Raw genomic sequence first — 25,411 nt, forward strand, 5'->3', positions numbered from 1 at the left:
ACAAACATGCACTGGATCACCCGCCCCGGCTGGCCCGGTAACCTGCTGGCCCTGGCGGCCGGTGCTTCCACCCTGCTGGCGCTGGCGCCCTTCGATATCTGGCCGCTGGCGCTGCTGTCCATAGCGGTGCTCTACCTGGGCCTGCGCGAGCTCAGCCCGCGCCAGGCCCTGTGGCGCGGCTGGTGGTTCGGCTTTGGTCTTTACGGGGCCGGCACCTGGTGGATCTACGTCAGCATGACCACCTACGGCGGCGCTTCGCCGGTGCTGGCGATCGCCTTGCTGCTGGCATTCTTTGCCGCCCTGGCCTGGTTCTTCGCCTTACCCACCTGGTTGTGGGCCCGTTGGCTGCGGCGCAACGAAGCACCGTTGGCCGATGCCCTGTGCTTCGCGGCATTGTGGCTGCTGCAAGAGGCTTTCCGTGGCTGGTTTCTCACTGGCTTCCCGTGGCTGTACGCGGGTTACAGCCAACTGGACGGCCCACTCGCAGGCCTGGCACCGCTCGGCGGCGTGTGGCTGGTCTCGTTCACCCTGGCTTTGACAGCTGCGCTGTTGTGCAACCTGCACCGCTTGCGTGCGCGCCCGGCATTCCTGGCTGTGGCGTGCGTGCTGCTGCTCAGCCCCTGGGGCCTTGGCCTGGCGCTTAAAGGCCACGCCTGGACTACCCCGGCAGGCGACCCACTGAAGGTGGCTGCCATCCAGGGCAACGTCGAGCAAGACGTCAAATGGGACCCCGCACACATCGACGCGCAACTGGCGCTGTACCGTGACCTGAGCTTCAGCTCCCGGCCAGTGGACCTGCTGATATGGCCGGAAACCGCAGTGCCGGTGCTGAAGGACCAGGCCCAGGGCTACATCGACATGATGGGCCGCTTTGCCGCCGAACGTCATTCGGCGCTGATCACCGGGGTGCCGGTGCGCGAGGTGGTGCACCGCCAGCGCCGCTACTTCAATGGCATTACGGTTGCTGGCGAGGGTGACGGTACGTACCTCAAGCAGAAGCTGGTGCCATTTGGTGAATACGTGCCGCTGCAGGACATGCTGCGTGGGCTGATCGAGTTCTTCAACCTGCCCATGTCCGACTTCGCTCGCGGGCCGGAAGACCAGGCTTTGCTGCAGGCCAAGGGTTACCAGATTGCACCGTACATCTGCTACGAAGTGGTCTACCCGGAGTTCGCCGCAGGCCTTGCCGCGCGCAGCGACCTGCTGCTGACCATCAGCAACGACACCTGGTTCGGCACCTCCATCGGCCCGCTGCAACACCTGCAGATGGCCCAGATGCGCGCACTCGAAGCCGGGCGCTGGATGATCCGTGCCACCAACAACGGCGTCACGGCCCTGATTAACCCATATGGCCGCATCACAGCCCAGGTGCCTCAGTTCCAGCAGGCGGTGATGTATGGCGAAGTGGTGCCGATGCAGCAGCTCACGCCGTACCTGCAGTGGCGCTCGTGGCCGTTGGCGATCGTGTGCGGCCTGCTGCTGGGCTGGGCGCTGCTGGCCGGGCGGGTTGCCAGGGCTGTCTAAACCTGCACCAATGTAGGAGCGAGCGCAGCTCGCGATGCGCCGCGCGAGCGGCGCTGGCTATCACAGGCGAAACCATCATCAAGACGGGCACTAGGGCGCGGGCGATTCAATAAAACAACCGGTAGCCTGCCAAGCCTGCCATTTCATTGATTAGCTGCCCGTTCTGCCACACCGATCGGCTCTCGGGCAGCAAGCCAGCGAAGGGGCGGCCATGTTCGCGCCCCAGGAACCCCACCGGTGCTGACACCACCGTGAACCCCGCCTGCTCGAAGCTCCAGCGCGAGCGCTGCATGTGCCAGGCTTGCGTCACCACCACCACCCGGCGCACGCCAAGCGGCTGCAACAGCGCTGCGGTCAGCTGGGCATTCTCCCAGGTGGTACGGCTGGCTTCTTCACGCCACTTCACCTGAACCCCGAAATCCTCGGCCAGGCTATCAGCCATCAACCCGGCTTCGCTCGGCGGCGTGCCGTAATGCAGGCCACCGCTGGTCACTACCGGCAGCCCCGAGGCCTTGGCCAGGCGCGCCGCAAAACGCAGGCGCTCCAGCGCAGTCGGCGTCGGCTGGTCAGCCCCGGCCCAGGCAGGGTCGCCGCGCTCACGGCCAGCCCCCAGCACCACGATGGCATCGGCCCGGCGGCTGAGGTTCGCCCACTCGCCAGGCTCCAGCGCCGGCTCGGTTTCCAGCAACCGCGCCGCTTGCTGCACCGTCAACGGCAGGCTCATCAGCCACAGGCCGCCAAGCCCCAAGGCGAAGCACATTGCAGCAAGCCTGGGCCGTGTTCGCCGCAGCCACCAGGCGGCACCCAGTAACAGCAGCAACAGGCCAGGTGGCAGCAGCCATTGTTTGATGAAGTATCGGATGGGCATCAGCTACACCTCCTGGGCAGGCGTGCAGCCTAAAAGCATCGGCGCCGGTCAACAAGAGCAGACCGGCACCGATGGAGTACGCTCAGAAAATGGACCCAGGCCCGACGATGGCCTGGTCAGCGATGAGACGTTGCTCTTGAACGCGGCGCATGCGCGGGGCGTTTTCTGTCCTTGAGCCAGATGATCCTGGCCGATGCCGGCTCCGCTTGTGGGTAACTGCCGGCACAGCCCTCGGGGCGCGCCCGGAACGATTCCAGGTAAGCCCTGATCACCTCGAACTCGGCGTGGCTCAAACCACGCAATTCCAGTTCCGCAGGCATCTCGTCACGCAACTGCACCGACGCCCTGGCCGTCTCCAGGGCCAGCCCAAGGCGGTCGATCAGCCGTTCGTAAAGTTCTGGTTTGATTGCAGGTAGCTGCGACTCTCCCATCCGTTCACCTCATTGAAGATAAGACCATATCTCCCCCCACCACTGAGCTTAGCGTCGATGCCAAAAGCAGCCGGGCGCCGCGACCAGCGGGCATTCGCAACGAAGGTTTCCCACGATACGCAGCGCTGCTGTATGCTACGGCGTTCACTCCAGGCGACACCGGAGTGCCGGATGCAGCTAGGTTTCGCTGCCTGCAACAAGGTCTTTTCTCTCTCAGCCAAAAGTAGCCATGCACGAACAATACACGCCCCGTGACATAGAAGCCGCCGCCCAGACGTTCTGGGACGAGCAACAATCGTTCGCTGTTACCGAACAGCCAGGCAAAGATACCTACTACTGCCTATCGATGTTCCCGTACCCGAGCGGCAAGCTACACATGGGCCACGTGCGCAACTACACCATCGGTGACGTGATCGCGCGCTACCAGCGCATGCTGGGCAAGAACGTCCTGCAACCGATGGGCTGGGACGCTTTCGGCATGCCTGCTGAAAACGCGGCGATGAAAAACAACGTCGCCCCGGCCAAGTGGACCTACGAAAACATCGACTACATGAAGACCCAGCTCAAGAGCCTTGGTCTGGCCATCGACTGGGCCCGTGAAGTCACCACCTGCAAGCCTGACTACTACCGTTGGGAGCAGTGGCTGTTCACCCGCCTGTTCGAAAAAGGCATCATCTACCGCAAGAACGGCACCGTTAACTGGGACCCGGCTGACCAGACCGTACTGGCCAACGAGCAGGTCATCGACGGCCGTGGCTGGCGCTCGGGCGCGCTGATCGAAAAGCGCGAAATCCCGATGTACTACTTCCGCATCACCGACTACGCCGACGAACTGCTGGAAAGCCTCGACGAACTGCCGGGCTGGCCCGAGCAGGTCAAGACCATGCAGCGCAACTGGATCGGCAAGTCCCGCGGCATGGAAGTGCAGTTCCCGTACGACCAGGCCAGCATTGGCCATGCAGGGGCGCTCAAGGTCTTCACCACGCGCCCTGACACCCTCATGGGCGCCACCTACGTTGCCGTCGCCGCCGAGCACCCGCTGGCCACCCAGGCCGCGCAGGGCAACCCGGCGCTGCAGGCGTTCATCGACGAATGCAAGGGCGGCAGCGTTGCCGAGGCCGACATGGCCACCCAGGAAAAGAAAGGCATGGCCACTTCCCTGCTGGTGGAGCACCCGCTCACCGGCGAGAAGCTGCCGGTCTGGGTCGCCAACTACGTGCTGATGCATTACGGCGACGGCGCCGTCATGGCGGTACCGGCCCACGACGAGCGCGACTTCGAGTTCGCCCACAAGTACAACCTGCCGGTCAAGGCTGTGGTGCGCACCAGCGCAGGCGATGAAGTGGGCACCGAATGGCAGCCTGCCTACGGCGAACATGGCCAACTGATCAACTCCGGCGAATTCGATGGCCTGGACTTCGCCGGCGCCTTCGACGCCATCGAAGCCGCCTTGCTGCGCAAGGACCTGGGCAAGTCACGCACCCAGTTCCGCCTGCGCGACTGGGGTATCAGCCGCCAGCGCTACTGGGGCTGCCCTATCCCGATCATCCACTGCCCGTCCTGTGGCGACGTTCCAGTGCCGGAAGACCAGTTGCCGGTCACCCTGCCAGAGAATGTGGTACCCGACGGCGCCGGTTCGCCGCTGGCGCGCATGTCTGAGTTCTACGCGTGCACCTGCCCTAAATGCGGCGCCGAGGCCAAGCGCGAAACCGACACCATGGACACCTTCGTCGAGTCGTCCTGGTATTTCGCCCGCTACGCCTCGCCCAACTACGAAGGCGGCATGGTAGACCCGAAAGCCGCCAACCACTGGTTGCCGGTCGACCAGTACATCGGTGGTATCGAACACGCCATCCTGCACCTGCTGTACGCACGCTTCTTCCACAAGCTGATGCGCGACGAAGGCCTGGTCTCCTCCAATGAGCCGTTCAAGAACCTGCTGACCCAGGGCATGGTGGTGGCCGAAACCTACTACCGTGTGGCCAGCAACGGCGGCAAGGACTGGTTCAACCCGGCCGACGTCGAAATCGAGCGCGATGCCAAGGCCAAGATCATTGGCGCGCGCCTGAAAACCGACGGCCTGCCGGTTGAAATCGGCGGCACCGAGAAAATGTCGAAGTCGAAGAACAACGGCGTTGACCCGCAGTCGATGATCGACCAATACGGCGCCGACACCTGCCGCCTGTTCATGATGTTCGCCTCGCCGCCTGATGCCAGCCTGGAGTGGTCCGACTCCGGCGTCGAGGGTGCCAGCCGCTTCCTGCGCCGTGTCTGGCGCCTGGCCCAGGCCCATGTCGCCCAGGGCCTGCCGGGCAAGCTGGACGTCGCCGCCCTGGACGACGCGCAGAAGGTCATCCGCCGCGCCATCCATGCCGCCATCAAGCAGGCCAGCACCGACGTGGGCCAGTACCACAAGTTCAACACCGCCATCGCCCAGGTGATGACCGTGATGAACGTGCTGGAAAAAGCCCCGCAGGCCACCGAACAGGACCGTGCCTTGCTGCACGAAGGCCTGGAAGCGGTAACCCTGCTGCTGGCACCGATTACCCCGCACATCTCGCATGAGCTGTGGCAGCAACTGGGCCACCAGCAGGCGGTAATCGACGCAGGCTGGCCGGCCGTGGACGAAGCTGCCCTGGTGCAGGACAGCATCACCCTGGTGGTGCAGGTCAACGGCAAGCTGCGCGGTCAGGTCGAAATGCCCGCCGCCGCCAGCCGCGAGGAAGTCGAAGCCGCCGCCCGCAGCAACGAGAATGTCCTGCGCTTCATCGATGGCCTGACCATCCGCAAGGTCATCGTGGTACCGGGCAAACTGGTCAATATTGTCGCCAACTGATGGCAACGTCGGCCCGCAACCACTGCGGGCCGACGGAACAGGCTCACGAGGGAGCATCAACATGATCAAACGCAATCTGCTGGTAGTCGGCCTGGCGGTCATGCTCAGTGCCTGCGGTTTCCAGCTGCGCGGCACCGGTTCCAACGAACTGAACATCAAGGAAATGGACGTCAGCGCGCGCAACGCGTATGGCCCGACCGTGGTACAAGTACGCCAGGTGCTGGAAAGCAGTGGCGTGAACGTTCACGCGGGCGCACCGTACCGCCTGGCGCTGACCAACGAACAGGAGCGCGAGCGCTCGGTCACCTACAACAGCGGCAACCGCACTGCTGAATTCGAGCTCACCACCGAGCTGGACTACAGCATCCAGGGCCTGAACAACCTGGAACTGCTGAGCGACAAGGTGCAAGTGCGTAAAGTCTATGTGCGTGACGCCTCCAACATCACCGGCTCCGAGCAGGACGCCAAGCGCGCCCGCGACGAGATGCGCCGGGACCTGGTAAACGCCCTGATGGTGCGCCTGCAGAACCTGACCCCGTCGCAGTTGGACGAGCTTCAGCGCAAGGCAGACGCGCGCGCCAAGGCGGAAGCTGAAGCACTGGAGGCTGCTCGCCGCCAGCAGGCTGAGACGCCGCAGCAGTCGCCACTGGAAGTGCCGGGCAACTAAGCCCGTGCAGGGCGCCTTCGGGCGCCCTGCTCATCGCCCATGAAGCTCGCCCCCGCCCAGCTCAACAAACACCTGCAAGGCACTCTGGCCCCGGTCTATGTGGTCAGCGGCGACGACCCGCTGCTGTGCCAGGAGGCCGCCGACGCCGTGCGCAATGCTGCCCGCCAGCAGGGCTTCGATGAGCGCCAGGTGTTCAGCGCCGATGCCAATTTCGATTGGGGCACACTGCTGCAGGCTGGGGCCAGCCTGTCGCTGTTCGCCCAACGCCGCCTGCTGGAGCTGCGCCTGCCTTCGGGCAAGCCGGGTGACAAAGGTGCCGCTGCGCTGATCGAGTACTGCAACAACCCTGCTGAAGACACCCTGCTGCTGATCAGCTTGCCCAAGCTGGACGGCAGCGCGCAAAAGACCAAGTGGGGCAAGGCGCTGGTCGAGGGCGCTCACTGCCAGTTCATCCAGATCTGGCCGGTGGACGTGCACCAGTTGCCGCAGTGGATCAACCAGCGCCTGCAGCAGGCTGGCTTGAGCGCACAGCGTGACGCGGTGGACCTCATTGCTGCCCGCGTCGAAGGCAACCTGTTGGCTGCCGCCCAGGAAATCGAAAAGCTCAAGCTGCTGGCCGATGGTAGCCAGATCACGGTTGAAACCGTCCAGGGCGCGGTCGCCGACAGCGCTCGCTTCGATGTGTTTGGCCTGGTCGATGCCATTCTCAACGGCGAAGCGGCCCATGCATTGCGCATGCTCGAAGGGCTGCGCGGGGAAGGCGTGGAGCCACCGGTAATTCTGTGGGCCCTGGCGCGAGAGCTGCGCTTGCTGGCCGGCTTGGCCCAGCAATACAGCCAGGGTGTGCCACTGGACAAAGCGTTCAGCCAGGCGCGCCCGCCCGTTTGGGACAAACGCCGCCCACTGGTCAGCAAGGCCCTGCAACGGCTGACCGCGCAACGCTGGTCACAATTGCTGCAGGACGCTCAGCGCATTGATGCGCAGATCAAAGGGCAAGCCCAGGGTTCGCCCTGGCCCGGCCTGGCACGGCTGTGCCTGCTGATGGCTGGCCAACGCCTCGCCCTGCCGCCCCTGTAGCCGCGAAGGCCACCTTTCAACAGGTCACCCTCGTTGAAGCACGACCATAAACACAATCAATTAGCCTCATCCGGCTGCAACCCCTACAGTGCGCCGCGAACCCACCCACACCGGGAGCTCCGCCATGAGCAAAAAGCCGAAAAAACACGGCCCCAACAAGGCCAAGTCCATCGTCGCCCAACCGCTGTTCCGCTGCCGCCAGGAACAACCGGAAAAAGGCAAAGGCAGCTACCGCCGCGAAGCCTTCCAATCGAGAGATTGGGAGGCTTCCTACTTTTTGGCTGCATGAAAGCATCCGGGCTGCAGGCATGATATGGTCTTCACCTGACCTGTAATTCTGGATCTGTGCATGCTCCTCCGTCCTCTTCCTCGTTGGGATACCCGCCAGCTGATCGCGGCGTCCAGCTTCATCCTGCTGGTCGCGTGTGCCGAAAAGCCCACGGCAGCCGACGCACTGCCGCTTGCACCTGCGCAACCGGCACCTGTGGTGAACGTGCCTGGCGCTGCACCTGACACCAGCACCGATATCCAACCCCTGCAAACCTTCGCCCAATGGCAGGCAGGCTTCCGCCAACAGGCCCTGCAAGCGGGTATCGCCCCGTCCACGTTCGACCGCGCCTTCATTGGCGTCACGCCCGACATGGACGTGATCAAGGCCGATCGCAGCCAGCCCGAGTTCAGCCGGCCAGTGTGGGAGTACCTCGAGGGCGCGCTGTCCCCGCTGCGTGTGCGCAACGGCAAAAAGCTGTTGGAGCAGAACGCCGAGCTGCTGACCCGCATCGAGCAGCGTTATGGCGTGGACCGCCAGGTGCTGGTGGCGGTGTGGGGCATGGAGAGCAATTTCGGCCAGTTCCAGGGCAACAAGTCCGTCATCCGCTCACTGGCCACCTTGGCGTACGAAGGCCGCCGCCCGCAGTTCGCCCAAGACCAGCTGATTGCCGCGCTGCAGATCATCCAGCACGGCGATATCCAGCCAGAGGCCATGCGTGGCTCCTGGGCCGGCGCCATGGGCCAGACCCAGTTCATCCCCACCACCTACAACACCCACGCCGTGGACTTCGACGGTGATGGCCGCCGTGACATCTGGAACAGCACACCCGATGCGCTGGCCTCCACGGCCCACTACCTGCAAAGCTCAGGGTGGAAGCGCGGTCAGCCATGGGGCTTCGAAGTGCAGGTGCCGGCCGGCTTCGACTACTGGCAGGCAGACGGCACCCAGCGCAAGCCCGTAGCCGAATGGCTGGAGATGGGCGTAAAACTGCCCGCAGGCACGCAATTGCCGGCAGGCAGCAACCAGCTGTCGGCAGCCCTGCTGCTGCCCGCGGGGGCGAAAGGCCCCGCGTTTCTGGTGCTGGACAACTTCCGCGCCATTCTCAAGTACAACAATTCTTCGGCTTACGCGCTGGCAGTGAGCCTGTTGGGTGACCGCTTCACCGGCTGGGGTTTCATTGCCGGTAGCTGGCCGAAAGAGGACCTGCCACTGAGTCGCAGCGAGCGTGTGGAGCTGCAAAACCTGCTCAATGCCAGAGGGCATGAGGCGGGGAACGCGGATGGCATCATTGGTGCCAATACCCGCAAGGCGATACGCACCGCCCAGCAAGGGCTGGGATGGCCGGCAGACGGCTACCCGACCCAGAAGCTGCTCGAAAGCTTGCGCCAGCAGTAACGCTACCGGGCTGCAGGGCTACCCTGCAGCCCCGGCACGGTCACACCTCGAACAGGTTCTGCTCCAGCACCAGCGCCTGAGCATCGCTGTCCAGGGTCACCCGTGCGCCAAGCGGCAGGCACACGTTGGGGTCGCAGTGGCCGCTGCGCCACCCCGCCAGCACCGGCACACCCAACGGCGCAAATGTATCACGCAGCAACGGCGTCAACGCCGCCGTGGTGATGCCGGCAAAGTCACCCACCAACACCCCTTTCACCCCCTGCAGCTTGCCCGCCAGACGCAACTGGGTCAGCAGGCGATCAACCCGGTAGAGCGGCTCATTGACGTCCTCGATGAACAGGATGCAGCCCTGGGTGTCCAGCTCCGCCAGCGTGCCCATCGTCGCGCCCAGCATCGACAGGTTGCCACCCAGCAGCGGCCCGCTGGCAGCACCTGGCAGTACGGTCGTCAGCGCGAAGTCAGCCGGGTGCACAATTGGCTCCCCTGCCCTCACCAGCCCGCTCAATTGTGCCAACAGCGACGCCTCGGTGGGTGCCCGCTTGGCACCCAGCAAGTCGGCATTGAGCATGCCACCGTGGAAGGTAATCAACCCCGTGTGCCGGTAGAAGGCGGTGTGCAGCGCCGTGATGTCGCTGTAACCGATCAACGGTTTAGGGTTGCGCCGCACCTGCTCGAAATCGAGCTGATCGAGCAGGCGCATGCTGCCGTAACCCCCGCGCATGCACAAAATGGCGTCGACCTCAGGGTCAGCAAACGCACCCTGCAGGTCGTGCAAGCGCTGGCTGTCCGCGCCCGCCAGGTACCCTTCGGCCTGGGTGGCGCCCGGGAAAACACGGCAGCGGTAACCGCGGTCGGCAAACCACTGCATCGCCTTCTGCGTGTACAGCCGTGCCGGGCCCGCAGGGGCAACCACCGCAAAACAGCTACCCGGGCGGACCGGCCTGGGCAGCGCAGTGGCAAGGGCTTCAACACAGTTCATCATGCAACTCCGAATAGCGTATGCCCGACAGCTTAAGGCCTGTGAGCCGCAAAAAAAATGCCGATGCTACCCCAGGGCGCACCGGCATTTTTGCACACGCTACAACTCAGAGCTTGATCTTGGCTTCGTGCGCCTGCTGGTCGGCATGGTAGGACGAGCGCACCAGTGGCCCGGACGCAACGTTCTTGAAGCCCATCTTGTAGCCTTCCTCGGCGAACCAGGCAAAGGTATCCGGGTGCACGAAACGCTGCACCGGCAAGTGGCTGCGGGACGGTTGCAGGTACTGGCCCAGGGTAAGCATGTCGATGTCATGCTCGCGCATGCGGTGCATCACCTCGATGACTTCTTCGTCGGTTTCACCCAGGCCCAGCATCAGGCCCGACTTGGTCGGTACATGGGGCACCAACTGCTTGAATTTCTGCAGCAGGTCCAGGGACCAGTCGTAGTCCGAACCAGGGCGCGCGGCCTTGTACAGGCGCGGTACGGTTTCAAGGTTATGGTTGAACACGTCTGGCGGCTCTTGCGCGGTGATTTCCAGCGCAACGTCCATGCGGCCGCGGTAGTCCGGCACCAGGGTTTCCAGCTGCACACCCGGCGACAGGGCACGAATTTCGCGGATGCAGTCGGCAAAGTGCTGGGCACCACCGTCACGCAGGTCATCACGGTCTACGGAGGTGATAACCACGTACTTGAGCCGCAGGTCGGCGATGGCAACGGCCAGGTTCTTCGGCTCGTCCACATCCAGTGGCTTCGGCCGGCCATGCCCCACGTCGCAGAACGGGCAGCGACGGGTGCAGATGTCGCCCATGATCATGAAGGTGGCGGTGCCGCCCGAGAAGCACTCGCCCAGGTTAGGGCAAGAGGCCTCTTCGCAGACGCTGTGCAGCTTGTGCTTGCGCAGCAGTTGCTTGATACGGTCCACCTCGGGCGATACCGGGATGCGCACGCGAATCCAGTCGGGCTTCTTCGGCAGCTCGTCTGTGGGGATGATCTTCACCGGAATGCGGGCTACTTTTTCGGCACCCCGCAGCTTGACCCCGGCTTCCACCTTCTTTGGCGCCGGGCGCGGGGTGACGTCCTGGGTAGGGATCAGGTTGGGCACGGCTTCTTGCACAATAGTCATATTCAGTCGATTCCGCCCGTGAGGGTCGTCTGCTCAGCGTAGTCGAGGTGCTTGACCAGCTGTCCGCGCAGCCTCGTCCTGACCTCGTCGAGTTCGATCGGGCCTGCCAGGTCACGCAGCTGGGTCATGGCCAGCCCCGCATAACCGCAGGGGTTGATTCGGCGGAATGGCGCAAGGTCCATGTCCACGTTCAGGGCAAGGCCGTGAAACGAACGGCCGTTGCGAATGCGCAGGCCGAGGGAGGCAATCTTGGCTCCGTCGACGTAGACACCCGGCGCGTCGGGCTTGGCGGCAGCCTGCACGGCGTAACTGCCCAGCAGGTCGATCAAGGTGCGCTCGATGCGGCTTACCAGGTCGCGCACACCAAACCCAAGCCGACGCACATCCAGCAGCAGGTAGGCCACCAGTTGCCCGGGGCCATGGTAGGTCACCTGGCCACCGCGGTCGGTCTGCACCACCGGGATGTCCCCCGGCACCAGCAGGTGCTCGGCCTTGCCAGCCTGGCCCTGGGTGAACACCGCTGGGTGCTCGACCAGCCAGACTTCGTCTGGAGTATCCGGGCCGCGCTGCTCGGTAAATCGCCGCATGGCCTCCAGCACCGGTTCATAGGGCTGCAGGCCAAGCTCGCGAAAACCGAGACAGCCGGGCATCACAGTACCATTTTCACGATGCCGGTCGCGCGCAGGGCGCTGTTGATATCGTGCAGCTGGTTTTCGCTTTCCGCCACGATGTGCAACTGCACGGTGGTGTACTTGCCTTCCTTGCTTTGCCGCTCGGCCAACGTGGACAGATCGACCTTGGCGTACTTGCTGAGGATTTCGATCACGGTGTCCTTGAAGCCGACAACGGTGTCGCCGATGACCTTGATCGGGTAATCGGCGCAGGGGAATTCGATTTTATGGGACTTGACGTCTGGTTCGCTCATGGCGGAAACGGCCTCACAAGCCGTGGCAACAACAACGCCCCCGCCACTGCGCGGGGGCGTGCAGGTCACGTATCAGTTGAACAACCCGAAGAAGAATAGGCGGATGCTATCCCACATACGGCGGAAGATACCACCTTCCTCGACGCCATCGAGGGCGATCAGGTCGGCGCTGTGAACCACTTTGTCGTCCAGTTTGACTTCGACCTTACCGATCACGTCGCCTTTGGCGATGGGGGCAGTCAGCTGCGGGTTCATGGTCATCGAAGCCTGCAGGCGCTTGAGCTGGCCTTTAGGCATGGTCATGGTCAGGTCTTCTGCCAGGCCGGCCTTCACTTCGCTGGTAGCACCCTTCCACACCGGAGCCTTGGCCAGTTCGGTACCCTTCTGGTAGAAGGTCTGGGTTTCGAAGAAGCGGAAGCCGTAGGTCAGCAGCTTCTGGGTTTCGGCAGCGCGGGACTGCTCGCTGTTGGTACCAAACACCACGGCAATCAGGCGCTGGCCGTCACGTACGGCGGAGGCCACCATGCAGTAGCCGGCTTCCTCGGTGTGGCCGGTTTTCAGGCCGTCGACCGTCTTGTCGCGCCACAGCAGCAGGTTGCGGTTAGGCTGCTTGATGTTGTTCCAGAAGAACTCTTTTTGCGAGTAGATGGCGTAGTGGGCAGGGTCGACGTTGATGATCGCACGGGCCAGGGTCGCCATGTCGTGGGCAGAGGAATAGTGCTCTGGGTTCGGCAGGCCGGTCGGGTTCATGAAGTGGCTGTTGGTCATGCCCAGGTCGGCAGCCGTCTTGTTCATCATGTCGGCGAAGGCATCTTCGCTGCCGGCGATGTGCTCGGACAGGGCCACAGACGCGTCGTTGCCCGACTGGATGATGATGCCGTGCAGCAGGTCGCTGACGGTGACCTGGCTGCCCACCTTGATGAACATGCGCGAACCACCGGTACGCCAGGCGTTCTCGCTGACGGTAACGGGGTCGTTTTCACCAATTTGGCCACGACGGATGTCCAGGGTGGCGATGTAGGCGGTCATCAGCTTGGTCAGGCTGGCTGGCGGCAGACGCTCGTCACCGTTGTTCTCGACCAGCACGTTGCCGCTGGACGCGTCCATGAGTACATAGGACTTGGCTGCCAACTGGGGCGGTGCCGGGGTCATCTGCTCGGCCGCGAAGGCGGCCGGCGTGATCATCAGCAGTACGGGCAGGCAAAGTCGTTTGGCAAGGTTGGTGATATTCATCCGTCTCTCGAAAATCGCTAATGGTCTGAGATGTTTCCTGGGCAAGCGCATGCGCCCAGCACCCGTCATTCTGCTTGTATGGCCGTCGGCCTGATGCGGCATCATGCCGCTGCGGGCAAAACCGGCATTGTACATGGCCGGCACCGGCAGTTCATGACAAAAGCGGCAAGCTGCAAGCTTCAAGCTGCAAGAAAAGGCAGATTGGCTTTTCCTTGCGGCTTGCAGCTTGCCGCTTGCAGCTCGAAGCTGGCGGCGTGCCGCCCGCCGGTCAGTCTGTGACCAGCTTGGCCTGGCCCAAGTTCGCCAGGCGGATGCTGTTCTGCGCCTGCTGGATTTCACCCTGGCTGTTGATCGGCCCCAGGCGCACGCGGTGCAGGGTCTGCTGGTTGCGTACGATCGAGCTGATGAACACGGGCGCGCTGACCATGCTGCTGAGCTTGGAGCGCAACAGCTCGGCGGCGTCCGGGTTGGCGAAGGCCCCCACCTGCAGGAAGCTGCCGGCGTTGCCACCCGGCACATTGTTGCCACCCACCTGCACCGGCACCACAGGCGCAGCGTGCTGTTGCGGCGGCGGGGTCCACTGCTCTACGCGGCCGGTGTTGGCCGGTATCGCCTGGGTCTGGGCTACCTGCGGCTCCTTGAGCACCAATGGCGGGGTCTGGCCACGCTGGGCCCACCACTGCTGAGGGTCGATGCCTTCCACACGCACGTGTGCGGTGCCGGTTTCGGCGTAGCCAAGCTTTTTCGCAGCCGCATACGACAAGTCGATGATGCGGTCCGAGTAGAACGGGCCACGGTCATTTACACGCAGGATGACGCTGCGGCCGTTGGCCAGGTTGGTGACCCGCACATAGGCAGGCAGCGGCAACGTCTTGTGCGCGGCGCTCATGCCATACAGGTCATACAGCTCACCGTTGGCGGTGTTCTGGCCATGGAACTTGGTGCCGTACCACGACGCAGTACCCTCGGCGCGGTAGTTGCGCGCATCCTGCATCGGGTAGTAGGTCTTGCCCAGCACGGTGTACGGGTTGGCCTTGTAGTTACCGGTGTGCACGGTGGGGGTGGCGTCCGGGATCTTGTTGACATCCACATCCCACCAGGGCGCGCCGTCTTTGTGCGCCCGGTTGATGTCCAGGCCAGGCTGGCTGCGCACCACATTACCACCGCTGCTTTGCGGTGCCGGGCGGCTGGAGGAACAGCTGGCCAGCACCAGGCCGACGGCCAGGCAGGTGAACAGCTTGAAAGAAGTGGCAGAGATGATTGCGCGCATTTACTTGACGCCCCGTGCTTGGACCAGCTGTTCCGAAAGCTGATGCACCGCCATGGCATACATCACGCTGCGGTTGTAGCGAGTGATCGCATAAAAGTTCTTCAGGCCCAGCCAGTACTCAGGGCCGTTTTCACCCTCCAGGCGGAAGGCGGTTACTGGCAGATCGTCACGCAGCGCATCATGAACCGACCAGCCAAGGGCACGCAACTGCCCCACCGTGCTCGCCGGCTCGATGCCGGTGGTCAGGCCCTGGTCGGCGCGCTCACCCTGCACCGTGGCACGGCTGACTACGCCTTGGCCGGCAACCCAGCCATGGCGCTTGAAGTAGCTGGCAACGCTGCCAATCGCATCGTCCGGGTTGGTCCAGATGTTAATGTGACCGTCGCCGTCGAAGTCCACCGCGTAGTTGCGAAAGCTGCTCGGCATGAACTGCGGCAGCCCCATGGCGCCGGCATACGAGCCCTTCAGCGTAAGCGGGTCCAGCTGCTCATCGCGGGCCAGCAGCAAGAACTCGCGCAATTCCTTGCGGAAGAACTCCGCCCGTGGCGGGTAATCGAAGCCCAAGGTCGACAGGGCATCGATCACCCGGTAGTTGCCGGTGTTGCGGCCAAAGAAGGTTTCCACGCCGATGATGGCGACGATGTACTGCGCCGGCACGCCATATTCCTGCTCGGCCCGCGCCAGCACCGCCTCGTGCTGCCGCCAGAAGTCCACGCCCCGCGCGATGCGGGCATCGGTGAGGAACATCGGCCGGTATTCCTTCCACGGCTTGACCCGTTCGGCCGGCCGCGAAATGGCGTCAAGAATCGACTGCTTGCGCTGCACTTCACGGAACACGCCCATCAGTTGCTCGGGGGCAAAGCCATAGTCGCGGCTCATCTCGGCAACCAGCTCGGCCACCTGGGGCGAATGCTCATAGTCGCCGGCATGGGCCAGCTGTACAGCGCCGAACAGGCCCACCGCACCAAACCACGGCGCACAACGGGCAGCCCAGTTACGCACTGCTTGCATCAAATTCTTCACCTTTTTCAAACCTGTGCGATCCATTTGCGGTGCGTATGGATCGACATCAAAACGCCAAACGCTGACAGCAGCGTCACCAATGAAGTTCCGCCATAGCTGATGAAGGGCAGCGGTACGCCTACTACGGGCAGAAGGCCGCTCACCATGCCGATATTGACGAATACGTATACAAAGAATGTCATGGTCAGGCTGCCGGCCAGCAGCTTGCCGAACAGGGTCTGGGCCTGGGCGGTGATCATCAGGCCGCGGCCGATCAGCAGCAGGTACACGATCAACAGCAGGCAAATACCCACCAGGCCGAATTCCTCGCCAAGCACGGCGATGATGAAGTCGGTGTGGCTTTCGGGCAGGAAGTCCAGGTGCGACTGGGTGCCCAGCAGCCAGCCCTTGCCAAATACCCCGCCCGAACCGATCGCCGCCTTGGACTGAATGATGTTCCAGCCGGTACCCAGGGGGTCGCTTTCCGGGTCCAGGAAGGTCAGCACGCGCTGTTTCTGGTAGTCGTGCATCACGAAGAACCACATCGCCACGGCCACCGGCACCGTGGCGGCCAGCACGCTGAGAATCCAGCGCCAGCGCAGGCCACCCATGAACAGTACGAAAGCCCCGGATGCCAGAATCAGCAGCGCGGTGCCCAGGTCTGGCTGGCGCACGATCAGGATGAACGGCACGCCGATCAGCACCAGGCTGATGGCCACGTGCTTCAAATGCGGCGGCAGCGTGCGCTTGGACAAGTACCAGGCGATGGTCGCCGGCATGATGATTTTCATGAACTCCGAGGGCTGGAAGCGTATGACCCCCGGAATGTTGATCCAGCGGGTCGCACCCATGGCGTTATGGCCCATGACGTCCACCACCACCAGCAGCAACACCCCCGTGAGGTAGGCAAGCGGCACCCAACGGGCCATGAAACGCGGCTCCAGCTGGGCGATGACGAACATGGACACCAGGCCGATGCCGAACGAGGTGGCCTGCTTGAGCAGCAGGTCCCAGTTCTTGCCACTGGCCGAATACAGCACAAACAGGCTGCCCGCCGCCAGGGTGAGCAGAATGATCAGCAGAGGGCCGTCAACGTGGATGCGCTGCAGGAAGCTGGCGCGGCGACGCATCACATCCTCGCTGGAGAGCATGCGGTCGAAATTGTTCATCACAGGGGCGATTCCTGGGTAACGGTGGCAGGTGCGAGCTCAGGCTTGAGCCGCCCATTTTCATCGAGCAACCAGGCATCCATGATCTGGCGTACCACCGGCGCCGCCACACCCGACCCCGACTCGCCGTTCTCGACCATGACCGACACCACGATCTTCGGGTCGTCAGCCGGCGCAAAGGCGACGAACAGCGCGTGGTCGCGGTGGCGCTCCTGAAGCTTGTTGCGGTCGTACTTCTCGCCCTGCTTGATGGCCACTACCTGGGCGGTACCGCTCTTGCCGGCGATGCGGTACTGGGCGCCGAGGGCTGCCTTGCGCGCGGTGCCGCGGGCGCCATGCATCACCTGCTCCATGCCGTGGGTAACCCTGCCCCAGTCGGCCTTGTCCCGCAGCACGATGTTGTCCATGGGGTTTTCGTCCACCGGTGGCTGGCCTTCGATGGTCTTGGCCAGGTGCGGGCGGTTCCATACCCCCTTGTTGGCGATCAGCGCCGTGGCCTGGGCCAGCTGCAAAGGCGTTGCCTGCATGTAGCCCTGGCCAATGCCCAGAATGAGGGTTTCACCCGGGAACCACGCCTGCCTGCGGGTGGCGCGTTTCCATTCGCGGGACGGCATCAACCCGGCAGACTCCTCGAACATGTCCAGCGACACCCGCTGGCCGATGCCGAACTTGCCCATGTAGCTCGACAGCCTGTCGATGCCCATCTTGTGCGCAAGGTCATAGAAGTAGGTGTCGTTGGAACGCATGATCGCGGTGTCCAGGTCTACCCAGCCGTCGCCGGTGCGGTTCCAGTTACGGTATTTGTGGTCGTAATTGGGCAGTTGGTAGTACCCCGGGTCGAACACCCGGCTGCTGGCGTTGACCACGCCGCTGTCCAGGCCGGCAATGGCCACGGCAGGCTTGATGGTCGACCCCGGCGGGTAAAGGCCACGCAAAATGCGGTTGAACAGCGGCCGGTCGATCGAATCGCGCAGCTCGGCATAGGCCTTGAAGCTGATGCCGGTAACGAACAGGTTGGGGTCGAAGCTCGGCTGGCTGACCATGGCCAGCACCTCGCCCGTGCGCGGGTCCAGCGCCACCACGGCGCCACGTCGGCCCGCCAGGGCAGCCTCGGCGGCTTCCTGCAGCTTGATGTCCAGGCTCAGCACAATGTCCTTGCCCGGCTTGGGGTCGGTGCGCTTGAGTACCCGCAGTACACGGCCGCGGGCGTTGGTCTCGACCTCTTCATAGCCCACCTGGCCGTGCAACGCATCTTCGTAGAAGCGCTCGACACCGGTCTTGCCGATGTGATGGGTACCGCTGTAGTTCACCGGGTCGAGGGTTTTCAGCTCTTTTTCGTTGATGCGCCCCACGTAGCCTACCGAGTGGGCGAAGTGCGCACCCTGGGGGTAATGCCGCACCAGCTGGGCAACCACCTCCACCCCAGGCAGGCGAAACTGGTTCACGGCCACCCGGGCGATCTGCTCTTCATTCAACTCGAACAGGATGGGCACCGGCTCGAACGGCCGACGGCCCTGGCGCATGCGCTTCTCGAACAGGGCACGGTCGTCGGGGGTGAGTTCCAGCACCTCGACGATGCTGTCCAGCACCTCCTCCCAGTTGCCGGCACGTTCGCGGGTCATGGACAAACTGAAGCTGGGACGGTTGTCGGCGACGACCACCCCGTTGCGGTCGAAGATCAGCCCGCGGGTGGGCGGGATCGGCTGCACATGCACCCGGTTGTTCTCCGACAGCGTCGAATGGTAGTCGTACTGGATGATCTGCAGGTAATACAGCCGCGCAATCAGCACGCACACCAGCAGCATGACCGCCACGGCGCCGACCACGACGCGGTTGCGCACAAGACGGGCGTCTTTCTCGTGGTCCTTGAGGCGGATCGGCTGCGACATCGGGCTGCTTACAGGTTCATTTGTGGTAAGGGTGCCCGGACAATACCGTCCAGGCGCGGTAGATCTGCTCGCCGATGAGTATCCTTACCAACGGGTGCGGCAATGTCAGCGGCGACAACGACCAGCGTTGCTCGGCCCGTGCGCACACCTCCGGCGCCAGGCCTTCCGGGCCACCGACCATCAGGTTGACCGTGCGTGCATCGAGCCGCCAGCGGTCCAGCTCGCCTGCCAACTGCTCGGTGCTCCAGGGCTTGCCATGCACCTCGAGCGTAACGATGCGCTCGCCCTGCTGCACCTTGCCGAGCATGGCCTCGCCCTCCTGACGAATCAGGCGGGCGACGTCAGCATTCTTGCCGCGGGTGTTCAGCGGAATTTCCACCAGCTCCAGCGACAACTCTGCGGGCAGGCGCTTGGCATATTCGTGCCAGCCTTCCTCCACCCACTTCGGCATGCGCGAGCCGACCGCGATCAGGCGCAGACGCACGGCGCCTTACTCGCGGTCTTTGAGCTTGTCGGTGAAGTAGTCACTGGTGTTTTCCGGGCTGTGATGCTTGGCATCGGCGGCGCGGCTTTGCTCGGCACCCACCCACAGGCGCTCCAGGTCGTAGAACTGGCGGGCAGCGGCGGTCATCATGTGCACGATGACATCGTTCAGGTCCAGGAGCACCCAATCGCTGTCACCCTTGCCTTCTTCACCCAGTGGCTGGGCGCCTTCTTTCTTGACCGCTTCACGGACCTTTTCCAGCATCGCGTTGATCTGGCGGTTGGAGGTACCGGTGGCGATGATCATGTAGTCGGTCAGGCTGTGCTTTTCACGCACGTCGATGACCTGGATATCTTGTGCCTTGACGTCTTCCAGTGCGCTGATGGTCAGTTTGACCAGTTCTTCGCCAGCGATGCCGTTGGTTTTCTGCTTGCTCATATAAAACTCGTTCAACTCGTTGAATGAGGCGCCAGGGGCGCCGTCAGTTGGGTGCACGATACAGCTCGTGCGCCTCGATGTAGGCCAGTACGGCGTCCGGCACCAGGAACCTCACCGACCTGCCGCTGGCCAGCAACTGTCGGATCTGTGTAGCCGACACCGCAAGCGGCGTCTGCCAGACGAACGAAATATTTCCCGCCGGGCCGGACATGGCGGTGGGATCGCTCTCGGAGCGCGCAGCCAGCAGGTTGCGCAACTCGTCAGGGGGTTCTACGTCGGCATCCGGGCGCTGCAGCACCAGGATGTGACAGTGTTGCAGCAATTCGTCCCAACGGTGCCAGCCAGGCAGCCCGCAAAAGGCATCCCAGCCCAGCAACAGGAACAGCTGGTCGTCAGCGGCCAGTTCCGCGCGCACCGACTCCAGGGTATCGATGGTGTACGACGGCTTGTCTCGTGCCAGTTCGCGCGCATCCACACTCAGGCCTGGCACACCTTGTACAGCACATTGCACCATGGCCAGGCGATGCTGCGCGGTCACCTGCGGGGTATCGCGGTGCGGCGGCCGGGCATTGGGCAGCAGGCGCAGCTCATCCAGCCCCATAAACTCGGCCACTTCCAGCGCACTGCGCAGGTGGCCGATGTGCACGGGGTCGAAGGTGCCGCCAAGAATGCCGACGCGCCGGGTAGCCTGGGCCTTGCTCAACTCAGCAGGACTCCAGGCCACGCAGTTGGCCATCACCGATGACCACGTACTTCTCGCACGTCAGGCCTTCCAGGCCAACCGGGCCGCGCGCGTGCAGTTTATCGGTGGAAATGCCGATTTCAGCACCCAGGCCGTATTCGAAACCGTCAGCGAAGCAGGTAGGGGTATTGAGCATGACCGACGCCGAGTCGACTTCTGCCATGAACCTGCGCGCTTCACCTTGATGCTCGGTGAGGATCGAGTCGGTGTGGTGCGAACCGTAGTGGTTGATATGTTCGATGGCCTGGTCAACGCCGTCGACCACACGAATGGAGAGCACCGCGTCGAGGTATTCGGTGTGCCAGTCCTGCTCGGTGGCGGCCTGTGCGTCAATCAATGCGCACGTGCGCTCGCAACCGCGCAACTGCACGCCCTTGTCCTGGAAGCGGCGGGCCATTTCCGGCAGGAAGCGGGCCGCCACCTGCTGGTCGACCAGCAGGGTTTCCATGGCACCGCAGATGCCGTAACGGTAGGTCTTGGCATTGAACGCCACAGGCCAGGCTTTCTCCAGGTCGGCATGCTGGCTGACGTAGATATGGCAGATACCGTCCAGGTGCTTGATGACCGGCACACGGGCATCGCGGCTGATACGCTCGATCAGCCCGCGCCCACCACGGGGCACGATGACATCGACGAACTCGGGCATGCTGATCAGCGCGCCCACCGCTTCGCGATCGGTGGTTTCCACCACCTGCACCACGGCAGCTGGCAACCCCGCAGCCGCCAGGCCGCGCTGAATGCACGCGGCAATGGCGCGGTTGGAATGAATGGCCTCGGAGCCGCCGCGCAGGATGGTGGCGTTACCCGACTTGAGGCACAGGCTGGCCGCATCGATGGTCACGTTCGGCCGCGATTCGTAGATGATCCCGATCACCCCCAGCGGCACGCGCATCTTGCCTACCTGAATACCGGACGGGCGGTAGCTCATGTCACGGATGGCACCGACCGGGTCGGGCAGGCCGGCCACCTGACGCAGGCCAGTGATCATGCCATCGATGCGCGCAGGGGTGAGCGCCAGGCGATCGAGCAGCGCCGGCTCCAGGCCATTGGCGCGGCCTTGGGCGAGGTCCTGCTCATTGGCAGCCGTGAGTTCAGCACGACCGGCGTCCAGAGCGTCGGCAGCCGCTTGCAGCGCGCGGTTTTTCTGCGCGGTGGTGGCACGGCCGATCACCCGGGACGCTTCGCGTGCGGCGCGACCAAGGCGGGTCATGTAGTCAAGAACGGACTCAGTCATGGGTTCGGTGTCTTGGCGAAGGGGAAATCGGCTGATTATAACTGTCATGCAGGTGTACGCCCAGCGGCGGGTGGCGGATGGTCGAAATAAGGTGGGACTGGATTGAAGCGTTCAGCCTCGATTAAGCATTTCATTGCTATCATTGCGCCTTCCCACCCGCGAACCGCCCGCATGCCAGCACTGCCCGACAGCTTCTTCGACCAGGATGCGCAGGCCTTGGCCAAAGCCCTCCTGGGCAAGGTCATCCGCCACCGCCAAGGCAACCTGTGGCTGGCCGCCCGCATCATCGAAACCGAGGCCTACTACCTCACCGACAAAGGCAGCCACGCCTCGCTGGGCTACACCGAAAAGCGCAAGGCGCTGTTTCTCGAGGGCGGCCACATCTACATGTATTACGCCCGTGGCGGCGACTCGCTCAACTTCAGTGCCCAGGGCCCCGGCAACGCCGTACTGATCAAGTCTGCCTACCCCTGGCAGGACGCCCTGTCCGGCCCCGACAGCCTGGCGCAGATGCAACTCAACAACCCCGATGCCAGCGGCAACCTGCGCCCGCCCGAGCGCCTGTGCGCCGGCCAGACCTTGCTGTGCAAGGCACTGGGCCTGAAAGTGCCGCACTGGGACGCACAGCGGTTCGACCCCCAGCGGCTCTATGTGGAAGACTGCGCCAGCCCAGTACCCCGGGTGATCCAGGCCGCCCGCCTGGGCATCCCCCATGGCCGCGACGAACACCTGCCCTACCGCTTCGTCGACGCCGAGTACGCCCGCTTCTGCACACGGAACCCGTTACGCCGCGGCCAAGTCGAAGGCCGCGACTTCTTTACTCTGCAACAAGGGAGCTGAACCATGGACCAATGGCTCGACAGCCTCACCGGCTGGCTGGGTGCCAACCCCCAATGGCTTGGCCTGGCGATTTTCGTGGTGGCCTGCATCGAATGCCTGGCCATCGCCGGCATCATCGTGCCGGGTACCGTGTTGCTGTTTGCAGTGGCAGTGCTAGCCGGTAATGGCGCCCTGAGCCTGGGTGAAACACTGCTGCTGGGTTTTCTCGGCGGCCTTCTCGGCGATGCACTGTCGTACACAGTGGGCAAGTACTTTCACCAGAACATTCGGCGCCTACCCTTGCTGCGCCACCACCCCGAGTGGATCGGCGGCGCAGAAGCCTACTTCCAGCGCTACGGCATCGCCAGCCTGCTGGTAGGCCGCTTCATCGGCCCGCTGCGGCCTATGCTGCCGATGGTGGCCGGCATGTTCGACATGCCGCTGCTGCGCTTCGCCGCTGTCAGCCTGCTGGCGGCCGCCGGCTGGTCGGTAGCCTATCTGCTGCCCGGCTGGGCCACGGGTGCAGCCATGCGCCTGCCGTTGCCCGAGGGGTTCTGGCTACAAGCCGGCATCGTCGCGGGCACCCTGGCGGTGATTATCGGGGTGAGCCTGAGCACCAGCATCCGGGACCACCGCCACGGCACCCGGGTAATTGCCGGGCTCAGCCTGCTGGCCTTGACCGGCGTGTTCCTGGGGTGGCCTTACCTGCACGCGTTCGACCAGGGCGTGATGACGCTGGTGCAGGAACACCGCAGCCAGGCCTATGACGGCACCGTGGTCCTGGTGACCCGACTGGGGGACTTCCGTACCCAGCTGTTTCTGGGCGGGCTGCTGACCGGTCTGCTGTTGCTGGCCCGGCAGTGGCGCCATGCCTTCTTCGCCGGCGGCGCGCTCATGGGCACCGCCATCGCCAACGGTACGCTGAAGTGGCTGTTCGCCCGTGCCCGCCCGGAGGTACTGACCGACCCACTGACCAGCTACAGCATGCCCAGCGGGCACAGCTCTGCTTCGTTCGCGTTCTTTCTGGTAATGGCAGTGCTTGCCGGGCGCGGCCAACCGCCGAGAATGCGCCTCACCTGGGTAGTGATCGGCTGCATCCCTGCCTTGTCGATCGCGCTGTCACGGGTGTACCTGGGTGCACACTGGCCCACCGACATTCTGGCCGGGGCCTTGTTGGCCTGCTGTGTGTGTGCGCTAAGCCTGACACTGGTCCAGTATCGCCAGCCTTTGGCGCCGCTGCCGCAAAAGGTGTGGTGGCTGATACTGCCAGCATGCCTGGCCCTGTTCGCCTACTTTGCCACCCATTCGTTCCCCCACGCCCTGCTGCGCTATCAGTATTCGTGAGGCAGCAGCCTAGGCGAACAACTCGCCCTGTATCCGCTCCAACAGCTTCTGGATTTCGCCCAGCCGCTGCTGGGGCGAATCGAGGCTGAGCAAGTCCAGCTTGTCTTCTTCCATGAACGGCAGCAGGTAAGCCAGCTGGTTGGCCAGCGCCTGCCGCCCGTCTACCGGGCGCGGCATGTCCAGCGCTTCGACCATGGGGTGTTCACCCAGCGCCACCAACAGCGCCAGCAGGTCGTCGTCCGCGTCCTGCAAGGGGCTGTCTGGCGCCTCTGACAGCCACTGCACCTGCCCCACCAGCAACTGGTCCTTCTGCACCTCGGTGGCATCCAAGGTGAAACGCCGCACACCCTCCACCCGGATACCAAGCAAGCCATTGTCCTGCTGGGCGAAGTCGCGGATCACCGCTTCGCAACCAATGGAGGCGACCACCGGCGGTGCCTTGCCGACCTGCTCACCTTCGACGATGCACACTACACCGAAGCCCTCGCCCTGCTTCATGCAGCGCCCGATCATGTCCAGGTACCGGGCCTCGAATATCTGCAGGTCCAGGAAGCAGCCCGGAAACAGCACGGTATCGAGGGGAAACAGCGGTAACGTCATTTCAAGTCCTCATGCCACCAGGCTGACAGCCAGCGGCAGGAACACCGCAGTCGCCACGCCCATCAGGCTCATCGCCAGCGCGGCAAAGGCGCCGCATTCGTCACTTTCCTGCAAAGCCACCGACGTGCCAACCGCGTGGGCGGTTACCCCCAGCGACATGCCACGGGCTTCTGGGCTGTGCACACCGCAGCGGCTCAGCAAAGCCGGGCCAAATATGGCCCCGAGCACCCCGGTAATCAGCACGAACACCGCCGCCAGTGCCGCCACGCCCCCGATCTGTTCGGCCACCAGCATGGCGATGGGCGAGGTGACCGACTTGGGCGCCATGGTCATCAGGATCATGTGTTCGGCACCAAACCACCAGCCCAGCAGCAGGCAGCAAAGCGTGGCGAACAACCCCCCGAGTACCAGCGTAGTAAAGGTTGGCCAGAACAGCTGACGAATGCGCCGCAGGTTCAGGAACAGCGGCACCGCCAGGGCGACCGTAGCCGGGCCCAGCAGGATATTCATGATTTCAGTGCTCTTGCGGTACTCGCGGTAGTCGATACCACAGATGAGCAGCACACCGATCACCAAGGCCATCGACACCAGCACCGGTTGCAGGAAGATCCAGCGCGTCTTCTCGTACCCTGCCAGCACCAGTTGATACGCACCCAGGGTGATGCCGATACCGAACAGTGGATGATGCACCACGGCGTCGAGTGCGCCCTGCCAGTCGAGCATCATGGCTGCTCCTCGCGCCTGGCCTGGCGATGGATGAGCTTCTGCATCAACACGCCGACGAACACCAGGGTGAGCAGGCACGAAATCAACAGCGCCCCCACAATCGCCCAGAAGTCATCGGCGATGTCGCGGGCGTACACCATCACCCCTACCGCAGGCGGCACCAGCAGCAGCGGCAGGTAACGCAGCAGGCTGCCAGCCGCCAGGTTCAGGGGCTCGCCCACCTCACCGCGCACCATCAGGAAGCACAGCAACAGCAACAGGCCCAGGATCGGCCCCGGCAAGAACGGCAGCAGCAGGTGATTGAGCGCCGTACCCAAGAGCTGGAACAGCACCAGCCAGGTCAAACCACGCAACAGCATAAGCAT

Annotated in this window: 26 protein-coding genes; 8 read left to right on the top strand and 18 right to left on the bottom strand. The window is 63.8% G+C overall.

Annotation, left to right across the window (positions count from 1 at the left end):
- The first annotated feature begins 6 nt into the window (after positions 1-6).
- Positions 7-1,524: an apolipoprotein N-acyltransferase gene (gene lnt / locus IAE33_RS02520; RefSeq protein WP_201161965.1), complete on the top strand. Its 1,518-nt coding sequence runs from the start codon at positions 7-9 to the stop codon at positions 1,522-1,524.
- Between the two features lie 106 nt (positions 1,525-1,630).
- Here lnt and IAE33_RS02525 read toward each other — a convergent pair whose 3' ends face one another.
- Positions 1,631-2,392 carry a YdcF family protein gene (locus tag IAE33_RS02525; RefSeq protein WP_201161967.1) on the bottom strand — a complete coding sequence of 254 codons (762 nt, stop codon included), beginning with the start codon at positions 2,390-2,392 and terminating at the stop codon, positions 1,631-1,633.
- A 116-nt stretch (positions 2,393-2,508) separates the two neighbouring features.
- On the bottom strand, positions 2,509-2,823 hold the full coding sequence (locus IAE33_RS02530) for a hypothetical protein (protein WP_028632743.1): 315 nt from the start codon (positions 2,821-2,823) through the stop codon (positions 2,509-2,511).
- A 229-nt stretch (positions 2,824-3,052) separates the two neighbouring features.
- Between IAE33_RS02530 and leuS the strand changes: the two genes are divergently transcribed.
- The 5 genes from leuS to IAE33_RS02555 all read left to right on the top strand — a co-directional run bounded on the left by leuS (position 3,053) and on the right by IAE33_RS02555 (position 9,069).
- A complete protein-coding gene (leuS, locus tag IAE33_RS02535) occupies positions 3,053-5,659 on the top strand; it encodes a leucine--tRNA ligase (protein ID WP_201161969.1) in 2,607 nt (868 codons plus the stop codon).
- A gap of 61 nt (positions 5,660-5,720) precedes the next feature.
- Entirely contained in the window at positions 5,721-6,326 is a 606-nt protein-coding gene (locus tag IAE33_RS02540) for an LPS-assembly lipoprotein LptE (RefSeq protein ID WP_028632745.1), read from the top strand.
- 39 nt (positions 6,327-6,365) lie between these two features.
- Positions 6,366-7,403, top strand: a complete 1,038-nt coding sequence (gene holA, locus IAE33_RS02545) for a DNA polymerase III subunit delta (RefSeq protein ID WP_028632746.1) — start codon at positions 6,366-6,368, stop codon at positions 7,401-7,403.
- A 124-nt stretch (positions 7,404-7,527) separates the two neighbouring features.
- Entirely contained in the window at positions 7,528-7,692 is a 165-nt protein-coding gene (arfA, locus tag IAE33_RS02550; protein ID WP_028632747.1) for an alternative ribosome rescue factor ArfA, read from the top strand.
- A gap of 60 nt (positions 7,693-7,752) precedes the next feature.
- Positions 7,753-9,069, top strand: coding sequence for a lytic murein transglycosylase (locus tag IAE33_RS02555; protein WP_201161970.1), 1,317 nt, complete (start codon positions 7,753-7,755; stop codon positions 9,067-9,069).
- 40 nt (positions 9,070-9,109) lie between these two features.
- On the opposite strand, the gene IAE33_RS02560 is transcribed toward IAE33_RS02555, so the two are convergent.
- The 13 genes from IAE33_RS02560 to IAE33_RS02620 form a co-directional block, all read right to left on the bottom strand.
- A complete protein-coding gene (locus IAE33_RS02560) occupies positions 9,110-10,048 on the bottom strand; it encodes a S66 peptidase family protein (protein ID WP_201162040.1) in 939 nt (312 codons plus the stop codon).
- Between the two features lie 106 nt (positions 10,049-10,154).
- Positions 10,155-11,171: a lipoyl synthase gene (lipA, locus tag IAE33_RS02565; protein WP_028632750.1), complete on the bottom strand. Its 1,017-nt coding sequence runs from the start codon at positions 11,169-11,171 to the stop codon at positions 10,155-10,157.
- 2 nt (positions 11,172-11,173) lie between these two features.
- Entirely contained in the window at positions 11,174-11,821 is a 648-nt protein-coding gene (lipB, locus tag IAE33_RS02570) for a lipoyl(octanoyl) transferase LipB (RefSeq protein ID WP_201161972.1), read from the bottom strand.
- Positions 11,821-12,096: a DUF493 domain-containing protein gene (locus IAE33_RS02575; RefSeq protein WP_028632752.1), complete on the bottom strand. Its 276-nt coding sequence runs from the start codon at positions 12,094-12,096 to the stop codon at positions 11,821-11,823. Before IAE33_RS02575 ends, lipB begins: the two co-directional genes overlap by 1 nt.
- Positions 12,097-12,168: 72 nt before the next feature.
- Positions 12,169-13,329, bottom strand: coding sequence for a D-alanyl-D-alanine carboxypeptidase family protein (locus IAE33_RS02580; RefSeq protein ID WP_028632753.1), 1,161 nt, complete (start codon positions 13,327-13,329; stop codon positions 12,169-12,171).
- Positions 13,330-13,597: 268 nt separating this feature from the next.
- Complete coding sequence (locus IAE33_RS02585) at positions 13,598-14,599, bottom strand: septal ring lytic transglycosylase RlpA family protein (RefSeq protein ID WP_201161974.1); 1,002 nt, start codon at positions 14,597-14,599, stop codon at positions 13,598-13,600.
- Positions 14,600-15,610: a lytic murein transglycosylase B gene (gene mltB / locus IAE33_RS02590; protein WP_028632755.1), complete on the bottom strand. Its 1,011-nt coding sequence runs from the start codon at positions 15,608-15,610 to the stop codon at positions 14,600-14,602.
- 17 nt (positions 15,611-15,627) lie between these two features.
- Entirely contained in the window at positions 15,628-16,731 is a 1,104-nt protein-coding gene (rodA, locus tag IAE33_RS02595; RefSeq protein ID WP_042139378.1) for a rod shape-determining protein RodA, read from the bottom strand.
- 38 nt (positions 16,732-16,769) lie between these two features.
- The gene (gene mrdA, locus IAE33_RS02600) at positions 16,770-18,659 is read right to left on the bottom strand and encodes a penicillin-binding protein 2 (protein ID WP_201161976.1); all 1,890 of its coding nucleotides are present in this window, start codon (positions 18,657-18,659) and stop codon (positions 16,770-16,772) included.
- Between the two features lie 16 nt (positions 18,660-18,675).
- Positions 18,676-19,143 (bottom strand): 23S rRNA (pseudouridine(1915)-N(3))-methyltransferase RlmH, encoded by a 468-nt coding sequence (gene rlmH / locus IAE33_RS02605; protein WP_028632757.1) that lies wholly within the window; start codon positions 19,141-19,143, stop codon positions 18,676-18,678.
- A 6-nt stretch (positions 19,144-19,149) separates the two neighbouring features.
- Positions 19,150-19,581 (bottom strand): ribosome silencing factor, encoded by a 432-nt coding sequence (gene rsfS, locus IAE33_RS02610; RefSeq protein ID WP_201161978.1) that lies wholly within the window; start codon positions 19,579-19,581, stop codon positions 19,150-19,152.
- A 43-nt stretch (positions 19,582-19,624) separates the two neighbouring features.
- Entirely contained in the window at positions 19,625-20,317 is a 693-nt protein-coding gene (gene nadD / locus IAE33_RS02615; RefSeq protein WP_201161980.1) for a nicotinate-nucleotide adenylyltransferase, read from the bottom strand.
- A complete protein-coding gene (locus IAE33_RS02620) occupies positions 20,286-21,557 on the bottom strand; it encodes a glutamate-5-semialdehyde dehydrogenase (RefSeq protein WP_201161982.1) in 1,272 nt (423 codons plus the stop codon). Before IAE33_RS02620 ends, nadD begins: the two co-directional genes overlap by 32 nt.
- 171 nt (positions 21,558-21,728) lie before the next feature.
- On the opposite strand from IAE33_RS02620, the gene IAE33_RS02625 reads away from it, so the two are divergent.
- The gene (locus IAE33_RS02625; protein WP_028632761.1) at positions 21,729-22,397 is read left to right on the top strand and encodes a DNA-3-methyladenine glycosylase; all 669 of its coding nucleotides are present in this window, start codon (positions 21,729-21,731) and stop codon (positions 22,395-22,397) included.
- Positions 22,398-22,400: 3 nt separating this feature from the next.
- Complete coding sequence (locus IAE33_RS02630) at positions 22,401-23,720, top strand: bifunctional DedA family/phosphatase PAP2 family protein (protein ID WP_201161984.1); 1,320 nt, start codon at positions 22,401-22,403, stop codon at positions 23,718-23,720.
- Between the two features lie 9 nt (positions 23,721-23,729).
- Here the strand turns inward: IAE33_RS02630 and IAE33_RS02635 are convergent, their stop codons facing one another.
- The 3 genes from IAE33_RS02635 to IAE33_RS02645 are packed head-to-tail and all read right to left on the bottom strand — an operon-like array spanning position 23,730 to position 25,405.
- A complete protein-coding gene (locus tag IAE33_RS02635) occupies positions 23,730-24,320 on the bottom strand; it encodes an LON peptidase substrate-binding domain-containing protein (RefSeq protein ID WP_028632763.1) in 591 nt (196 codons plus the stop codon).
- A 9-nt stretch (positions 24,321-24,329) separates the two neighbouring features.
- The gene (locus IAE33_RS02640) at positions 24,330-25,046 is read right to left on the bottom strand and encodes an LrgB family protein (protein ID WP_201161985.1); all 717 of its coding nucleotides are present in this window, start codon (positions 25,044-25,046) and stop codon (positions 24,330-24,332) included.
- Positions 25,043-25,405: a CidA/LrgA family protein gene (locus tag IAE33_RS02645; protein WP_028632765.1), complete on the bottom strand. Its 363-nt coding sequence runs from the start codon at positions 25,403-25,405 to the stop codon at positions 25,043-25,045. Before IAE33_RS02645 ends, IAE33_RS02640 begins: the two co-directional genes overlap by 4 nt.
- Positions 25,406-25,411 lie beyond the last annotated feature (6 nt).

Origin of the sequence: Pseudomonas sp. S60 (assembly GCF_016647865.1) — a bacterium.
Lineage (GTDB): Bacteria > Pseudomonadota > Gammaproteobacteria > Pseudomonadales > Pseudomonadaceae > Aquipseudomonas > Aquipseudomonas parafulva.

What these genes read in the sequence shown, in the direction of transcription:
- mrdA (WP_201161976.1), bottom strand. Translation starts at nt 18,659, where the DNA reads ATGTCGCAGCCGATCCGCCTCAAGGACCACGAGAAAGACGCCCGTCTT.
- rsfS (WP_201161978.1), bottom strand. Translation starts at nt 19,581, where the DNA reads ATGAGCAAGCAGAAAACCAACGGCATCGCTGGCGAAGAACTGGTCAAA.
- holA (WP_028632746.1), top strand. Translation starts at nt 6,366, where the DNA reads ATGAAGCTCGCCCCCGCCCAGCTCAACAAACACCTGCAAGGCACTCTG.
- IAE33_RS02630 (WP_201161984.1), top strand. Translation starts at nt 22,401, where the DNA reads ATGGACCAATGGCTCGACAGCCTCACCGGCTGGCTGGGTGCCAACCCC.
- lnt (WP_201161965.1), top strand. Translation starts at nt 7, where the DNA reads ATGCACTGGATCACCCGCCCCGGCTGGCCCGGTAACCTGCTGGCCCTG.
- IAE33_RS02540 (WP_028632745.1), top strand. Translation starts at nt 5,721, where the DNA reads ATGATCAAACGCAATCTGCTGGTAGTCGGCCTGGCGGTCATGCTCAGT.
- IAE33_RS02645 (WP_028632765.1), bottom strand. Translation starts at nt 25,405, where the DNA reads ATGCTGTTGCGTGGTTTGACCTGGCTGGTGCTGTTCCAGCTCTTGGGT.
- IAE33_RS02620 (WP_201161982.1), bottom strand. Translation starts at nt 21,557, where the DNA reads ATGACTGAGTCCGTTCTTGACTACATGACCCGCCTTGGTCGCGCCGCA.
- IAE33_RS02525 (WP_201161967.1), bottom strand. Translation starts at nt 2,392, where the DNA reads ATGCCCATCCGATACTTCATCAAACAATGGCTGCTGCCACCTGGCCTG.
- rodA (WP_042139378.1), bottom strand. Translation starts at nt 16,731, where the DNA reads ATGCGTCGCCGCGCCAGCTTCCTGCAGCGCATCCACGTTGACGGCCCT.
- IAE33_RS02580 (WP_028632753.1), bottom strand. Translation starts at nt 13,329, where the DNA reads ATGAATATCACCAACCTTGCCAAACGACTTTGCCTGCCCGTACTGCTG.
- IAE33_RS02625 (WP_028632761.1), top strand. Translation starts at nt 21,729, where the DNA reads ATGCCAGCACTGCCCGACAGCTTCTTCGACCAGGATGCGCAGGCCTTG.
- IAE33_RS02530 (WP_028632743.1), bottom strand. Translation starts at nt 2,823, where the DNA reads ATGGGAGAGTCGCAGCTACCTGCAATCAAACCAGAACTTTACGAACGG.
- nadD (WP_201161980.1), bottom strand. Translation starts at nt 20,317, where the DNA reads ATGGCCAACTGCGTGGCCTGGAGTCCTGCTGAGTTGAGCAAGGCCCAG.
- IAE33_RS02555 (WP_201161970.1), top strand. Translation starts at nt 7,753, where the DNA reads ATGCTCCTCCGTCCTCTTCCTCGTTGGGATACCCGCCAGCTGATCGCG.
- IAE33_RS02585 (WP_201161974.1), bottom strand. Translation starts at nt 14,599, where the DNA reads ATGCGCGCAATCATCTCTGCCACTTCTTTCAAGCTGTTCACCTGCCTG.
- IAE33_RS02640 (WP_201161985.1), bottom strand. Translation starts at nt 25,046, where the DNA reads ATGATGCTCGACTGGCAGGGCGCACTCGACGCCGTGGTGCATCATCCA.
- arfA (WP_028632747.1), top strand. Translation starts at nt 7,528, where the DNA reads ATGAGCAAAAAGCCGAAAAAACACGGCCCCAACAAGGCCAAGTCCATC.
- lipB (WP_201161972.1), bottom strand. Translation starts at nt 11,821, where the DNA reads ATGCCCGGCTGTCTCGGTTTTCGCGAGCTTGGCCTGCAGCCCTATGAA.
- IAE33_RS02560 (WP_201162040.1), bottom strand. Translation starts at nt 10,048, where the DNA reads ATGAACTGTGTTGAAGCCCTTGCCACTGCGCTGCCCAGGCCGGTCCGC.
- IAE33_RS02635 (WP_028632763.1), bottom strand. Translation starts at nt 24,320, where the DNA reads ATGACGTTACCGCTGTTTCCCCTCGATACCGTGCTGTTTCCGGGCTGC.
- lipA (WP_028632750.1), bottom strand. Translation starts at nt 11,171, where the DNA reads ATGACTATTGTGCAAGAAGCCGTGCCCAACCTGATCCCTACCCAGGAC.
- leuS (WP_201161969.1), top strand. Translation starts at nt 3,053, where the DNA reads ATGCACGAACAATACACGCCCCGTGACATAGAAGCCGCCGCCCAGACG.
- IAE33_RS02575 (WP_028632752.1), bottom strand. Translation starts at nt 12,096, where the DNA reads ATGAGCGAACCAGACGTCAAGTCCCATAAAATCGAATTCCCCTGCGCC.
- mltB (WP_028632755.1), bottom strand. Translation starts at nt 15,610, where the DNA reads ATGCAAGCAGTGCGTAACTGGGCTGCCCGTTGTGCGCCGTGGTTTGGT.